13 protein-coding genes are annotated in these 16034 nt (G+C 50.7%); 9 read left to right on the top strand and 4 right to left on the bottom strand.

The window, feature by feature from the left end:
• Positions 1-8 precede the first annotated feature (8 nt).
• The gene (locus D7I37_RS25000; protein ID WP_129544594.1) at positions 9-1223 is read right to left on the bottom strand and encodes an aspartate aminotransferase family protein; all 1215 of its coding nucleotides are present in this window, start codon (positions 1221-1223) and stop codon (positions 9-11) included.
• A gap of 795 nt (positions 1224-2018) precedes the next feature.
• Entirely contained in the window at positions 2019-2942 is a 924-nt protein-coding gene (locus D7I37_RS24995; RefSeq protein WP_207205547.1) for a LysR substrate-binding domain-containing protein, read from the bottom strand.
• A 338-nt stretch (positions 2943-3280) separates the two neighbouring features.
• Here D7I37_RS24995 and D7I37_RS24990 point away from each other — a divergent pair, with 338 nt between their 5' ends.
• The 8 genes from D7I37_RS24990 (at position 3281) to D7I37_RS24955 (ending at position 10694) form a co-directional block, all read left to right on the top strand.
• The gene (locus D7I37_RS24990) at positions 3281-4462 is read left to right on the top strand and encodes an FAD-binding oxidoreductase (protein ID WP_242502743.1); all 1182 of its coding nucleotides are present in this window, start codon (positions 3281-3283) and stop codon (positions 4460-4462) included.
• Positions 4365-4739: a (2Fe-2S)-binding protein gene (locus tag D7I37_RS24985; RefSeq protein WP_371415243.1), complete on the top strand. Its 375-nt coding sequence runs from the start codon at positions 4365-4367 to the stop codon at positions 4737-4739. Before D7I37_RS24990 ends, D7I37_RS24985 begins: the two co-directional genes overlap by 98 nt.
• Positions 4736-6139, top strand: a complete 1404-nt coding sequence (locus D7I37_RS24980; RefSeq protein WP_129544592.1) for an NAD(P)/FAD-dependent oxidoreductase — start codon at positions 4736-4738, stop codon at positions 6137-6139. The genes D7I37_RS24985 and D7I37_RS24980 overlap by 4 nt, the downstream gene beginning before the upstream one ends.
• Positions 6140-6344: 205 nt before the next feature.
• On the top strand, positions 6345-7118 hold the full coding sequence (locus D7I37_RS24975) for an ABC transporter ATP-binding protein (RefSeq protein WP_129544591.1): 774 nt from the start codon (positions 6345-6347) through the stop codon (positions 7116-7118).
• A 65-nt stretch (positions 7119-7183) separates the two neighbouring features.
• Positions 7184-8035, top strand: coding sequence for a lysine/arginine/ornithine ABC transporter substrate-binding protein (locus D7I37_RS24970; RefSeq protein ID WP_129544590.1), 852 nt, complete (start codon positions 7184-7186; stop codon positions 8033-8035).
• Between the two features lie 82 nt (positions 8036-8117).
• Positions 8118-8828: an ABC transporter permease gene (locus D7I37_RS24965; RefSeq protein ID WP_129544589.1), complete on the top strand. Its 711-nt coding sequence runs from the start codon at positions 8118-8120 to the stop codon at positions 8826-8828.
• Positions 8828-9553, top strand: coding sequence for an ABC transporter permease (locus tag D7I37_RS24960; protein WP_129544588.1), 726 nt, complete (start codon positions 8828-8830; stop codon positions 9551-9553). The genes D7I37_RS24965 and D7I37_RS24960 overlap by 1 nt, the downstream gene beginning before the upstream one ends.
• Before the next feature lie 154 nt (positions 9554-9707).
• Complete coding sequence (locus tag D7I37_RS24955) at positions 9708-10694, top strand: LysR family transcriptional regulator (RefSeq protein WP_207205546.1); 987 nt, start codon at positions 9708-9710, stop codon at positions 10692-10694.
• A gap of 108 nt (positions 10695-10802) precedes the next feature.
• Here D7I37_RS24955 and D7I37_RS24950 read toward each other — a convergent pair whose 3' ends face one another.
• Together D7I37_RS24950 and D7I37_RS24945 are read right to left on the bottom strand one after the other, a co-directional pair.
• Positions 10803-12794 (bottom strand): hydantoinase B/oxoprolinase family protein, encoded by a 1992-nt coding sequence (locus tag D7I37_RS24950; protein ID WP_129544587.1) that lies wholly within the window; start codon positions 12792-12794, stop codon positions 10803-10805.
• A 3-nt stretch (positions 12795-12797) separates the two neighbouring features.
• Positions 12798-14834, bottom strand: a complete 2037-nt coding sequence (locus D7I37_RS24945) for a hydantoinase/oxoprolinase family protein (RefSeq protein ID WP_129544586.1) — start codon at positions 14832-14834, stop codon at positions 12798-12800.
• A 657-nt stretch (positions 14835-15491) separates the two neighbouring features.
• Here D7I37_RS24945 and D7I37_RS24940 point away from each other — a divergent pair.
• Positions 15492-15941: a hypothetical protein gene (locus tag D7I37_RS24940; RefSeq protein WP_129544585.1), complete on the top strand. Its 450-nt coding sequence runs from the start codon at positions 15492-15494 to the stop codon at positions 15939-15941.
• Positions 15942-16034 lie beyond the last annotated feature (93 nt).

Genomic DNA, 16034 nt, shown 5'->3' with positions numbered 1-16034 from the left:
ACCTCTTCTTAATGGCAAAACCGCGCCAGTGCTCGTGCCAGTCGTGCCAGACCTGCGTCGATGTCCGCGAAAGGAATGATCAAAGACGGTGTAAAGCGAACCACGTCTGGTCCGGCTATCAAAAGCAGAAGACCTTCTTCACTGGCCAGTTGGGTTAACTGTTTGGCCTTACCGGTATATTCGGAGCGAAGCTGGCAACCCAGCAGCAGGCCGCGGCCGCGAATATCGACAAATACCGGGAATTGGTGATTGAGACGATTCAGGCCATCAACGAAACGCTGATGGCGCTCATGCACCCCATCCAGTACTTCCGGGGTATTGATGAAATCGAACACCGCACTGGCCACAGCTGTTGCCAGTGGGTTGCCGCCATAGGTCGTACCATGAGTGCCAACAGATAGCACCTGAGCCAGCCGTTCGGTGGTAAGCATGGCACCAATTGGGAAGCCGCCGCCCAGTGCTTTGGCTGTGGTCAGCACGTCGGGCGTTACGCCGTAATCCATGTAGGAATAAAGTGCACCGGTGCGGCCGACGCCAGTCTGAACCTCATCAAAAATCAGCAGCGCGTCGTAGCGATCGCACAGTTCTCGCAGTCCTTGCAGGAAAACAGTGTCCGCCGGCAGCACGCCGCCTTCGCCCTGGATGGGCTCGACAATCACCGCGCAGGTATGATCGTCGATCGCCAAGGCAGCGGCGGTTAGATCGTTGAACGGAATGTGGTCGATACCACCGGGCAGAGGCGCGAAGTCTTTTGAATATTTCGGTTGACCGCCAGCGCTGACAGTAAACAGCGTACGACCATGGAAGGCGTTGTTAAAGGCGATGATGCGGTTTTTGTCTGCCGCACCGCCATCGTGGGCCACTTTGCGCGCCAGTTTCAGCGCTGCTTCGTTGGCTTCCGCGCCGGAGTTGCAGAAAAACGCCTTGTCGGCGAAGGTGGCGTCGATCAGCTGTTTCGCCAGTCGCAGCACCGGTTCGTTGGTGAAGCCATTGCCCAGATGCCAAACCTTACTTGCCTGTTCGGTCAGCGCCTTCACCGCCACCGGGTGCGCGTGCCCGAGCGCGTTGACCGCAATCCCGCCCGCGAAGTCAATGAATTCTTTCCCCTGCTGGTCCCACAGGCAGGAGCCTTCGCCGCGTACCGGAATAAACTCGGCGGGGGCATACACAGGTACTATCCAGTCGTCGAAATTGCTGCGGGTTATTGGTGTTGCTTGTTTCATACAGACCTCTGCTATCTGAAATTGCTGTTATGAAAAACTGTTTATATGAGTTTTAAGCCCCTGTTTTTAACTGAACTGGACATAATCTGTTAAAACATAGGCTTGATGTTTTTTTTTTGCTGGTCTGACATCCTATGGTTGTTTGTTAATGCTATGTTTTAAAAGAATTTATTATGCATTCCTGGGCCGGTAATCTTTACTTCTGTCTCGTAGATGTCTGATGGTCAGTATAGAGCAGCTAACGTGCCATAAAGTGAATAAAATTTATAGTTACACTATTTATATTTTAAAAACAATGGCTTAAAATGCATAAATATGCAGTATTTATGCATTTACACTGAGGTGTGATTGGAAAACTATAATAAATCGTTTAAAAAAGAGAAATGTTATGCAAAAGCGATAAAAAAAGAATTTATTGAAAAGACATCACGAAGTAATGCCTGAGTTAGCCCTGAAAAGGGGAGGAGGGAACTATGTTGGTGCAATTAATGCTTTGATATGGGGCATTTTGGCAATTAAATGGCCCAGCCAGTTTGAAGGCAAAATAACCACACAGGCGTGGGCGCTGACTCACTCATCAGCGCTCAGGTCGACATAACGCTGAATGGATTTTAAGTTGATGATATTTTCGTTGTGTGCTTCCCGAAAAATCAGCTGGATAATCAGCAAGATTATTGTGTGGGTGAGTAATCATTTAAGCAAAACCACGTTCGTACAGAAAAATTAGCTCCAGGTAATGCTCGGTTTTTCTGAGTTCAGGTAAACTTCGAACGTGACACTAGTCCCACATTTTCCTCAGACAATCAGGTGAGCAGGTAATATCTTGCGGATTTCACGCCGTACATGATCAACAAATGGCTTTAGAATGAGAGTGGATGAATTGCGTTGTGAAATGACGAGTGCGTAAGAATCAATGATTGCGGGCTCAAAGGGGATGAACTTGAGCATACCTCCTGTATAGACACTTGCCGTCAATGCATCGATGATAGAAATACCGACTCCCGCTTCTGCCAGCTTGATAATCGCTTCGGAAATCTGAGTTTCAACATTGATGCGCCGATTGACGCCATGCGACAGCATTAGAGAATCGATCTTAGTGCGTTCAGCCATCAACGGTGAAAGAGAGATAAAACTCTCTCCCTCAAAATCTTCTGGAGACAAAATCCGTTTATTCGCCAGCCGATGGTTTACAGGCACGACTCCCACCATTTTTGCACGCAATATTGTCTCACTGTTTCCATTCTGGGTTGTCTTCATAGGCAACATAGCGAACCCTAAATCGCAGCGGTCACGCTGAATCATGTCCAGCACAGTCGCCGAACTGTGCATATGCATGGTAACCACAACATCTGGGTGTTCATTCGTGAAGCTTTTTATTGCGTGAGGCAATAATGACAAAGCCATAACGGGAGCTGCGGCAATTTCCAGATGTCCCATCTGCAGCGCCTTGATATTGCTGGCGGCATTAACGATCCGCTCTATACCTATCAATGACTGCTCAACATCAGTGCATAAAAGCATGGCTTCTGGTGTGGGCAACAGACGCCCTTTGGTTCGGGTGAAAAGAGGGATTGCAATTCGTTCTTCCAGATCAGAGAGCAGTCGGGTCACCACGGGTTGTGTGACCTCAAGCATGTCTGCCGCGCCGGTAACCGTCTTTCGCACCATAATGGCGCGGAACGCCTCAAGATGGCGCAAGGTAATTCTGTTCTCCATCATCTTTCCTTTAATATCTATAGTATTTAGACATTGTATCATGTTCAATGGCTATTGAAATCGTCATTTTGTGGATAGATATCACATATAAAGCAGTAGTTTATTTATTTATGGCACACCTATTGCTAAATAACATTGTACTGATTGGATTCTCAATTTTTTAACAATCTGCCTCTAAATTTTTAACGAGGCCGATCCCCGGGAATTCGACAGTTCCAGTGTCTTTTTGATTATTAACCGGAGGTCATTATGGAAATACTCCAAGCACGATTAGGAGGCATATCACTCAATACTAAAGCCGTGCGTCATGTGGCGTATCAGGCCAAAAAACGGAGTGAGCGATGATCCGTCAGGCCACACAGATTCGGTCCATGCCCATGAAGAACGTCTCTGGAAGGCGTCATGAGTACGATGTGATTGTGGTAGGTGGGGGAACAGTCGGTGCTGCCATAGGATATGGGCTGGCGGGAATGAACCGCCGAGTACTAATGCTGGATGGTGCGGATACTGATTTTCGTGCAGCCAAAGCTAACTTCGGCCTGGTCTGGGTGCATGGAAAGGGACTGGGGCATCCCGCGTATCAGCGTTTGTCTATCCAGTCGGCGCAGGCCTGGACCGAATTCGCAAAGCAGCTTGAAGAAGAAAGCGGCATCCATCTCGCGTATGAGTGCAAAGGCGGCCTGGACTTTTGCCTGAGTGATGATGAGTTCGTTTCGTGCACCGCGGAAATTGATGCATGGAATGCCCAGACACCGGAGTTAGCTCACTCAGCCCATATGCTTAACCGCGACGAGCTGCAAAGACGTTTTCCTTCTCTGTGTTTGGGTGAGGAAGTGGTCGGAGCCAGCTTTGGAGATCTGGATGGTCATGTTAACCCGTTACGCCTGCTGGTCGCTCTGCAAACAGCATACCTGCGTCGTGGAGGTGAGCTACGGAATAACTGTGCTGTTACCGCCATTAAACCGTTGCCGGGGGGTGGCTTTGAGGTCGTAGCTGGAGACTGCAGAATGCGAACCGAACGCGTTGTGATCGCGGCTGGCCTGGGATCATCAGTGCTTGCCCCAATGGTTGGGCTTGAGGCTCCCGTGCGGCCACAACGTGGCCAACTTCTGGTAACTGAACGTTGGGCACCGCTACTACCCGTGCCAGCCAGTGGGCTCCGCCAGACAGAAGAAGGCACTTTCATGATCGGAGTGACTCATGAAGAGGTTGGATATGAGCTTGACACGACCATTGAAGGTGCGGTGCGTATGGCCCGCAGAGCCTTGCGCATCCTGCCGGTACTCGCTAAAGCGAAGCTGGTGCGCCAGTGGTCCGCCTTGAGGATCATGACACCAGACGGCAATCCCGTATATGCAAGTTCTGTAATCCACCCCGGCGCGGATATTGTGCTCTGCCATTCCGGCGTGACGCTGGCTGCCTTTCATGCAGGCGTTTATGCAAGGGCGATCGCTGACGGTATGTTACCGACTACTTTGGATATCTTTCATTATGAGCGTTTTAATGTTCAAAAAACTCTATGAACCTGGCACATCCAGGCTGGTTCTTTATATAGATGGTCAGCCTGTCGAGGCGGAATCCGGTGAAACCGTCGCCGCGGTACTCTTGCGACAGCAAGAACCAGCCAGCAGGACAACCCCTGTTCATGAAAGCCCTCGGGCACCGTACTGCATGATGGGCGTGTGCTTTGATTGCCTGGCCATTGTCGATGGTGTGGCGTCAACGCAGTCCTGTTTGATCACGGTTAGGGAAGGCATGCGTGTGGAGCGGCAGTATGGCCGCCGGAGCGTGATGCCATGATCCGCAGGTTCGATGTGGTTGTTATTGGTGCCGGACCCGCGGGAATGAGCGCGGCCATAGGTATGTGTGAACTGGGGCTCTCTGTTCTGGTAGTGGATGAGCAACCCGCGCCTGGCGGTCAGCTCTGGCGTGCTGTTGAATCAGTGGCGCCCACGCCTCTGGGCTCGATTCTGGGCGATGAGTACCGTTCCGGTACTGGCCTGGCTGCACGTTTTCGTGCCAGTGGTGCGGTCTACGAAGCGCAGACTCAGGTCTGGCAGATCGAACCCGAGTGGCGTGTATTCATGAAACGTGACGGTCTGACAGAGATGGTTAACGCCAGTCAGGTTGTTCTTGCCACAGGGGCTCAGGAAAGACCGGTACCTTTTCCCGGTTGGACTTTGCCGGGAGTGCTGACAGTAGGTGCAGGCCAGATCCTGTTGAAAACCTCGCGACAGGTGCCATCAGAGCCGGTATGGGTTGTGGGCAGCGGTCCGCTACCCATCCTCTATATAGCACAGGTACTGCGTGCAGGCGGAACGGTTGAAGGATGGCTGGATACTTCGCCGCCGGGTGAATGGCGCCGGGCGTTGCCATGGGCCGGAGCTGCGATTAAGGGATGGAAAGAGCTCGCCAAAGGGCTTATCTGGCTGCATGAAATCAGGAAAGCGGGGACGAAACGGGTGAGGGGAGTGACATCCGTTCGGGCACTTGGCGATGGCCGTCTGCAGGAGCTGGAATATACACAGGACAGTGGCAAAACCACGCGCGTCGCAGCCACTGTTCTGCTGACACACGAGGGTGTCGTTCCCTCCATTCACATGACGCAGGCATTGGGTTGCGCGCACAGTTGGAATACCCAGCAGACCTGTCTCTCTCCCGTTCTGGACGACTGGGGGCAGACCAGCAGGCAGGGGGTGTATGTGGCGGGGGATGGCGCCGATATTGGTGGAGGGCAGGCGGCTTGCGTTCGGGGGGAGCTTGTCGCTCTGGGGGTTGGTCAGCGAGCCGGGCGTATCTCTGCAGAAACTGCGGAAAAACAAGCCGGGGCGCTTCGGGAAAAGTTGCTCCGGCTGCTGCGTCTCCGTCCTATGCTGGATGCGTTGTATCCGCCTCCGCCACGTATTTTCTCTCCATCTGACGAAACCATCGTTTGTCGCTGTGAGGAACTGACCGCAGGTGATATCCGTAGTGCGGCCGCCATTGCGTCACCAGGGATGAACCAGATTAAAGCTTTTACACGAGCCGGAATGGGGCCATGCCAGGGGCGGCAATGCGGATACACCATTGCGCATATCGTTGCGGCCGGGCAGAAACGACAGGTATCTCACTCGGATTTCTTCCGTATTCGCCCGCCACTGAAACCTCTGACACTGGGAGAACTGGTGTCGCTAAAAACTGAGGATGAACAAAACACATGATTGAGAAACGATGAGGCGTAATCAGGAACAAAATACATATGTAACTTTTGTGGGGACGATGCCTTCCATTAATAGATCGAGGTAATGCACGTGTTCATAGCCGATTGCTCACCCCTGGATGTATTTACTTTTGTACCGTTGATGGCAGCAGTTGCTTCACGGAATTCCATGGGTGATTGGAAAAATATAGCGAGGAGAAATCTCAATGAGCAGTGTTAAACCCACATTGGTGGCAGAAGATATACATAAAAACTTCGGATCTCTTGAGGTTCTGAAGGGGATTTCTCTCACCGCCAATAAGGGTGATGTCGTTTCAATAATTGGTAGTTCCGGGTCTGGCAAAAGCACATTCCTGCGCTGTATGAATTTGCTTGAGACCCCGAGTAAAGGCCGGATCCTGGTTGGAAATGAAGAAATTCAGGTAAGCACTGATTCAGCAGGCCGACTGGTCGGGGTCGATCGTCAGCAAATCGAACGTATGCGGATGCAACTTGGTATGGTCTTTCAGAGCTTCAATCTGTGGTCGCACATGACGGTGCTGCAGAATGTCATGGAAGGCCCGGTCCATGTGCTTAAGCGACCAAAGAATGAAGTGCGCGATATGGCTATGGATTTTCTGGAAAAGGTGGGCATCTCTGGAAAACATGCAGCCTATCCATCCGAATTATCCGGCGGTCAGCAACAGAGAGTTAGCATCGCCCGGGCACTGGCAATGCAGCCAACAGCACTTCTTTTCGATGAGCCGACTTCAGCTCTGGATCCTGAGCTGGTGGGGGAAGTTCTTAAGGTTATCAGAAAACTTGCTGAAGAAGGCCGAACCATGATCGTCGTCACGCACGAAATGGGCTTTGCTCGTGACGTATCCAGCAAAGTTCTCTTTCTTGAAAAAGGGGAAATTGAAGAACAAGGAACGCCAGAAACAGTATTTCGAAATCCTTCTTCACCACGGTGTCGCGCATTCCTGTCTGGTGTCCTGTGACTATGCAATGACGAGAAGTAATCGCTCCTAAGAACATAATACAATTTCAAAAGAGGATTAATATCATGATGTTATTTAAGCGAAGCGCGTTAGTGACAATTCTTGCTGGCACACTGATTACCACAGTACCAGTGCAAGCGAAGGATTATAAAAGTATTACTATCGCAACAGAAGGATCGTATGCGCCATACAGCTTCAAGGACGCCAGTGGCAAGCTTGTCGGTTTTGAGATCGAGCTGGCTAGCGATCTTTGTAATCGTATGAAAATTAAATGTACTGTCGTCGAACAGGCCTGGGATGGCATTATCCCCTCGCTTATCGCTGGTCGTTACGATGCGATTATGGCAGCTATGGGTATCCAGCCCGCCCGTGAAAAGGTCATCTCATTTTCTCGCCCGTATATCTTTACTCCAATACGCTTTGTCACTATGACCGATAGCCCACTGCTCAACATTGTCAGTCCAATGGATAATCTTGCACTGGATGACATCAATCCAGAGAAACAGGCGATCCTGGATAAATACATCACGGCATTCAAAGGGAAAAAAGTTGGCGTACAGACTAGCTCTTCTAATGAAATATTTATGAGACAACTGATGCCGAACGTTGAACTCACATCGTACGATACCATTGATAATATGATACTCGATTTAAAGGCGGGAAGAATTGATTTGGGTTTGGCTTCGGTAAGTTTTCTAAAACCGCTCACAGACAAACCAGAAGGCAAAGACTTGCGCATATTTGGCCCAAACATGACTGGTGGACCATTCGGTAAGGGCGTTGGTGTTGGTTTACGTAAGGAGGACAATTCGCTGCGCGGAATGTTCGACCAGGCGATCGATGCAGCAATAGCTGATGGCACAGTTCATAGCCTTTCCTTGAAGTGGTTTGGCTATGACTCTTCACCTAAGAAGTGAGTCTGTACCTGGACTAAAATGTCGCATGTACCTGTGCGGATTCATTATCTTTTCAGCACCTGCCAATTTTGGAGCGTAAATTGTGGATTTTACACTACTCGGATGGGGGGACGCAGGATGGGGCGACGAATTGGCGCGCGGCGCCTTGATGACTCTCGTTGTCGCTACCTGTTCCTATTTCCTGGGAATACTTTTCGGCTCGGTCTTTGCCGCAGCAAAACTTTCCCGTTTCAGATCGCTGCGTTTACTTGGTGATCTCTACACGACAGTAGTTCGCGGTGTGCCCGAGCTTCTTATCATTTTCCTCGTTTTTTTCGGTGGAGGCACACTGCTTCGCTACCTTGCTAACTCGCTTTTTGGATTTGACGGATACATTGAGCTTCCGATTTTCGCAATCAGCGTTCTATGTATCAGTGTAAGTGCCGGAGCTTATGCCGCAGAGGTCATTCGTGCCGCTGTAATCGCTGTTCCAAAAGGTCAGATCGAAGCGGCAAGGGCTGTAGGAATGGGACCTATGTTACTCTTGCGCCGAATTCTTATCCCCCAGGCCGCTCGATTTGCACTACCTGGTCTGGGAAATGTATGGCAGTTCACGCTGAAGGACACCTCACTGGTTTCGATTGTCGGCTTAGTCGAGATCATGCGTACGGCGGCAACCGCTGCCGGCTCGACGAAACAACCCTTCACATTCTATATTGCTGCATTTGCAATATTTCTTTTGCTTTCCTCTGTATCTAACCGGGGCTTTCTCAAAGCAGAGAAATGGGCTAATCGTGGTGTAAGGAGCCAATAATGGATTTTCAACTTATTGCGGAATCTTTTCCAAGATTGCTTGCAGCAGTACCTACCACGCTTACGCTGGCTTCTGTCTCGATCTTTATTGGATTCATCATTTCAGTGCCAATTGCCCTGATGAGACTTTCGAAGAATAAGATTTTGTTCTCAATTGCCTATGGTTATGTCTATATCATTCGGTCCACACCACTTTTGGTGCAAATGTTTCTTATTTACTATGGATCGGCTCAGTTCCGAGTTTTCCTCGATCAAATCGGTTTATGGTCGTCCTTCAGGGAACCATGGTTCTGTGCGATCCTTGCGTTGGCACTCAACACCGCCGCTTATACGAGCGAAATTATTCGTGGAGGCATTCAAGCAGTACCCTGGGGACAAATTGAAGCCGCACACTCTATTGGGATGCCCCGTATTCTCCAGTTCAGAAGGATTGTCTTTCCGATAGCAATTAGACAGGCGTTACCAGCCTATGGTAACGAGATAATATTGATGATCAAATCGACTTCACTTGCTTCAACGATAACAATAATTGAAATCACTGGCCTGGCGAAACAAATAATTTCGAACACTTATCGCCCTGTTGAAGTGTTTCTTGTCGCAGGCACATTGTACCTGGTTATCATCTTCCTGGTTAGCCGTATAGTCTTGCTGACCGAGTGGTGGCTTAACCCTCATTTGCGGCCCAGGACTATTTCTCGAACAAAAAAAAGGAGTGGGGCACAATAGACGGAGAAGTGACGGGGACAACGTCTTATCAAATCCCATCCAGTTAGCCCGATGAGTCCTGACACTTGTTATGGCTCCTCTTATAAATAAATCAATCGCACGGAAAAAGGCAGGGAAGCCAAGATTGTCCAGGTGTCAAAGGTGAGATGGCTCTGTGAATAAAACAGTGGCACTCGATTTAGTAAATTTGACGGTGGCAGGTCCGCATGGTGAAAGCACAATGTCCTATCAGATACAACTTGCGAACATCCGCTGTTTTGTCATAGCAGCGGAAGAATTACATTTCCGAAGGGCGGCAATGAGACTTAATATGTCGCAGCCAACTCTCACTCAGCAGATCCGCCGACTGGAAGATCTTACTGGCGTGCAACTGTTCATTCGCTCGACGCGTCGCGTTGAACTCACACCTGCTGGGATCGTATTCCTCCATCATTCACGCGAGATTTTGCTTAAGATTGATGAAGCCATACTCAATGCCAAACTTGAATCCGGAGGACTAAGTCCCGGCGGCGAAGAATTAATCATCGGCGCGATCAGTCCAGCGACAAATCGATTGCTTCCATTGGTGTTAAATCGTTTTCGCGGGCGGTTTCCCAGAACCCGATTGGTTATCAAGGAAGTTGCTTCAACCGAACTACTACGCGGGATCGAATGCGGTGATTTCCATGTTGGCTTAATGCGACCGCCAGCGAACAGAAATTTGTTGCGGTTTCGTCATTTGATTTCGGAACGATTTGTTGCGGTAATTCCTCGGCAGTCGATACTTGCGAAGAAATCATCGTTGCAATTGTGTGATTTCATTGGGCATAGTGTTTTTGCGTTAAAACGCTTCGATCTGTCGAGCTTTGAGACTATTTGGGAACAGCTTTCCATCGCTGGATTGTTAACCGAGAACCATATCACCGTCTCCGACACCATGAGTGCTCTCGCACTCGTGACTGCCGGCGTGGGCATCACTTTCTTGCCTGAATGGGTCTCTGCAGTGGCAGATGACAGCGTCGTTACGCGGTTTGTCGACGATCTGTCAGTAGAGATTTCTATGGTTGTAGGATGGAATCCTGATAGCCCGGTTCCGGGTATATTGCCTTTCGTTGAGTATGCGACTCTCGCAGCACAAAGCTTGATTTCAGAACAAAAATAATATCAATAAAATGAAATTAGCTTCAATTCAATTCCATTGTGCGTCACATTGGCGATACGATGCCCCTAAGAAGGGGCATCCATCCTGGTACAAAAAAATCAATCTAGATCATTGATCTGATAAAGGAGTATTCGCTTTCACCCCAGATAATCTTGCATATTCTTCACAAACAACCTGATTTAGGTTATTTTTTTCAACTGTCTTGCCTTCCGCCAACATACGATGATGGACATTTTCGACAAGTTGACTACGAAAGCGTTGTTCAAATGTGAGTACCAGTGAGGCGAGTTCCTGGCGTGTAGCTGAAGGCCAAACCCTGTCTTGTCGCTCACGTTCGCTGCAGAAATTGAAGTCTGTAAACGTTCTCTTCCCGCGTTCGCACCGTTGCTTTGCAGTTGCGATTGCATCAATGTGTCCGTCCTGATCAAATACGATAGCATAAGCCGCAGTCGCACGTTCCGGTGACAGCATGCCGCTCTCGATCTCGCGTGTGATCGGCGCAATATCCCGTTCGAGAGGATCACCGAAGGCCCCGCCTGTCGAGCTGGTGATCCGGAGAACGTCTCTCTGCCCAAGTTCCAAAACCGAGATTTTTCCGATCGAACGTTCATCGGACTGGCCAGGATTGACGATCACTTTGCCAAGCAGGCCGATCTCCCCGCCCCTGAACCCCCAAGGTGCGAACACAAACCGGTTCAGGTTTCTGACCGTTATGACAGCGCGTTGTGACGTGTTTTCCATTTCGATTTCGAGTGCCGCGCCACTGACGAACTTTCCCGCCCGCCGGCTATCCGGCACAAGCCGGATGGCCCGCATCACCAGCACAGTTTCAATCTCGATAATCTCAACAGGGACGCTGCGCTGTGAGTAACGTACTTCGGATCCATCAAGGCCATCTCGGCCGCGGCGGGCACCTCCACCGCCGTCGATCGTACCCACCACATTGACGCGGTCACGGCCTGTACGAGGATCAGGAGCCGAAACAACGATGACCCCGCTCATACCGCCGCCAGCCGCGGCAAGGCTCTCCGGTAGCGCCTGATTGAGGCAACCCAGGATGACGTCGTAGGCGCGTGTCGCAGACGCAGCACGCGACCCGCCGGATGCTGGATAGACCGCATTGAGGACCGTGCCGCGGGGAGCATGGCTATGGATCGCCCGCAATATACCGGAGTTGCGCGGCGTCAGTGGATCAACAGTAAGAATGTAGGCGTAGAGGCACTGGATAATGTAGGGATGGGTAGTCGCCCCTGTTACCAGATTATAGGCGGCCGCCAATTGCGGATCCGTGCCGGTAAAGTCGACCTCGATCTCGCTGTCCTTCACCGTCATGGTCACGCTGAAATAGGCGAGCTGACCATCATGGATCCCTTCAAGATAGTCCGAGAATGTATAGATACCGTCCCGGATCGTCCTGATGACCGCGCGAGTCTTGGTCTCCGCGTAGTTGATGACTTCCCGCATTCCCTCTTCGACATCCTCACGACCATACCGGTCACAAAGCTCGTTGACACGCCGGTCCATGCTCTTCAGGCCCGAGATCATGGCCTGGATATCGCCCCACAGCTCGGTCGGAATACGGCTGTTGTCCTGGAAGATCGACTTGATTGCCTCGTTTAGAAACCCACCTTCGTAGAGCTTAACCGGCCTGACTCGCAGACCCTCCTGGAAGACTTCCGTGAAGGCGGGCGAGATACTTCCCGGAACGGCGCCACCGATATCTGACGCATGGACGAAGGCCCAACCGATCGCGATCAGCTTCTCATCGTGGAAGATCGGATAAAGCAGCGTCACGTCCATCAGGTGCGTTACCAGGCCGTCGGTCGCAAAGGGGTCGTTGGTGATGATGATATCGCCAGGCTTCAGGTTCACCAGACCGATGGCGTCCAGTGTCGGCTTCAAAGGGGAGCCCACAAAGACATTGACGCCAGACAACATCGGATAAGCGAACATCTCTCCTTCGGCGGTCGCGATCGCGCATTGGTAATCTTGGACGATCTTGACGAAAGTCGTGTGAGCGGTGCGGTAGATCGCGGCGGAGGCTTCTTCGACAATCGCGTTGAAACGATTGCTCATAACGGCAGTACGAACGGCATCCATTTGTCAGCTCCGGGTCATGAGGATTGCGCCATAGGCTCCGACGCGCGCAACGAACTCCGGCGGAACGACGATCGTCGCATCACGCTGCTCGATGACGGCTGGCCCTTGGATCGCATCGTTGGGGGTGAGAGATTCGCGATCGAAGACGCTCACCTCGGGAATGAGTTTGTTGTGGAATCGCATCGAACGAACCCCTTTGAGCGCATCGCCAGCCCCGGACGTTTCCGATGTGGTGAGCTGAGGTATCGACATCGATCCACGCACGCGCATGCGCAGGTCGACGAACTCGACGGGCGCCAGTTTGTCGGCATGGCTGTAGATGCGTTCATGCTCTTCGTGGAAGGCGGCATGCATTGCGGCGATGTCTTCTGCTTCTATTGCACTATCGGGTAGACGCACATCCACCTGGAAGGATTGCCCCACATAGCGCATCTCTGCCCAGCACTCGAATGTCTTCGAAACGAAACATTCGGGCGGAACTTGCCGCGAGAGCCACTCGGCGCCTTGCTCACGGAGCACCTTAAACTTTCTGGCGACCAACGCCCCATCGACTTTCTGACCATGGACAGTTTCAAGAGTGTCATTACTCAAGTCTGAAACGAGGCCACCGAGCGCGCAAAATACCGACGGGGTGGTCGGAACCAGTATTCGCTTCACTCCAATTTCTGCCGCCAGCAGAGGACCTTGAATAGCGCCGGCACCACCGTAGACAAGCAACGTCAGGTCTTCCGGGTCTACACCTTGGCGTGCAAGATAGGGCAGTACGCCAGCCACCATGTTTGAACTTGCGACCGTAACGCACATCTCAGCGGCGCTGAGAACATCCGTGCCCAATGCCTCGGCAATCGGTGCCATTGCCCGCGCAGAAGCATCTCGGTTGAGTGACATTTCACCGCCGAGAAGTGCATCAGGCAAATAGCCTGCAAGCAAGAAGGCATCCGTAAGCGTGGGATCAAGTCCGCCGCGGCCAAAGCAGACAGGGCCTGGATATGAGCCGGCGCTGTGCGGACCTACCCGGAGTACCCCTCCATCCATTGTAACGATGGATCCACCGCCAGCACCGATCGCCTCGATCCCCGTAACGGGCATAACAACCGGAAAATCGCCCACTTCGGCAGCAGTCGAGGTCAGCGCCTCTCCGTCACGCACGAGCGAGATATCGGTGCTGGTTCCGCCTATATCCATTGTGAGAATGTTATATTCACCCAGGGCTCGGCCCAGATACTGCACAGCAGTTACGCCGGAAGCTGGTCCTGAAAGAAGGGTATGAACCGGAAAGTTTCGCGCTTCACTAGCGGCCATCGCTCCCCCATTGGAACGCGTGACAAAAAGTTGCGACCCTGGCAATCGTTCAGCCACATAGCTTTCTACAGCGCCAATATATTCGTTCATCCGTCGCTTGACGAAGGCATTGAGCACGCTGACGATGGCACGTTCGTATTCTCCAATCCGCGGCCAGATCTCACAGGACAAACTAACCTCTGCATCAGCGCCGACGGCATGACGGATAGCTCGCGCGACCGCTTGTTCATGTTGCGGATTGGCATAGCTGTGGAGTAGCGCTACTGCATATCCGACTGCGCCTGCGTCTGCCGCCCGGTTGGCCAGAGTTTCGACTGCGGCCTCGTCGATAGGAGTCCGCACTTCGCCGCCTCTCAGCAGCCGTTCTTCAACCTCGAAAACCATTTCACGATCGATTAGCGACTTGGTCCGACTTTCAAATATGTTTAAAGGGTTGCGGACTCCGATGCGTTGCAGTTCAAGCAGATCCTTGTAACCCCGTGTGACGAAGAACGCGATTTTTGGTCCTTTTCGCTCAATTACAGCATTTGTGCTGACCGTTGTTCCGTGCATCACAAAAGCTGCTTCGCCCGGTTCGGGTGAAAGTTGTTCAAGGAGGCTTTCAAATCCTTGACGAAATCCATTTTCAAAGGAAGGTGGAGTTGAAGGTACCTTTAGGGTGACAATCCTCTCCTCTCCCTCGCGCCATCCACAAAAATCAGTAAAAGTTCCGCCAATATCGACGCCGATTCTAAGCATAATCGGAACATACTCCTGCGTTTCAGTTCAATGAGTTTTAGGGTGAGACTCGGGGCGATTCTGAGTCTCATGAAATTCTCTCCATCCTGGAGCGACCATCTGATTGCATTGACGTAAACAATACTTTCCAACTTCCAAACAGAGAAATTACAAGTTCGAGCAATTGATTCGATAAGCAAATCAATCTTTACCTCATTTCATGTTGTAACCCTGAGACCCACTACAGTTGTTATAACTGCCACATTGCGCATATCCTGGTTTATATAAAAATTGCAGTTGAGTACCGGAAAGCGTGCAGTTCTCGACAGATCGGTAATCCCCCCGAAAAACCGGAGTACTCATGAGTAGAATTTTCTCGTAACATGAATCGAGGAGATTCGGATGAAAAAATCCCGTCTGATCTCAGCACAAATCTGGCTCAGAGATATTGATCGCGACTTCCATGGTAGAATCTGGCATGGGAAAATAGGTTGAAAAAAGTGCGGTGCCCCATTAATTTGTATTGGTACTGTTGCTCTTAGTGGTTGTAATTATCCCAAAAAGGCTTCAGCGAGCAATTTCAAAGCAGCTGCTCAACAATATCTGGATACTGTATATCCGTCATGTTATTTCAAGGCTAACTTTCCCTTAAAATCGGACGGGTATTCATTCAATAACTTGCCTGACATATTGCATGTTTTGGCAGGAAAGGGACTTCTTACAGAAAAAGAGCTTTCACGCAAGCACGTTGAAGCTTCATGGGGGAGTAAAGCACATGATGTGGTAGTTAACAGCCATGAACTGACTGATGAAGGTAAGAAATTCTACATGGTCGATGCATCGAAAAATATGCGCGGAGAAAACTTAGGGGGCTGCTTTGGTAAAGCTACCGTTTCGGCGGTCAGTAATTTCACGGAACCTTCAGATGCTATGGGTCAGAAAATTTCCAGAGTTTCTTTCTCCTACAAAGTAACTGATATACCTGACTGGGATAAGTCACCTGAAGTTGCCGAACTGAACAGACAGCTTAAAAAAGACGTTGATTCAGAACTGGAACCGCTTAAAGTAACAAATGTATTCCTGCTTACCAATAACGGTTGGCTCCATGAGAGGTTATTCGGGAAATAAATAAAATATCTCGCGCTGTTTTTTAATAAATCTGACAGCGTCAGATAAGCGCCGTGATAAAATTGTCATTGGTTTTGATGTTATATAAAGGAA

Origin of the sequence: Serratia sp. 1D1416 (assembly GCF_003641105.1) — a bacterium.
In the GTDB taxonomy this organism is placed as follows: Bacteria; Pseudomonadota; Gammaproteobacteria; order Enterobacterales; family Enterobacteriaceae; genus Serratia; species Serratia ficaria.
This window is presented reverse-complemented; position numbering and strand designations above follow the sequence as displayed.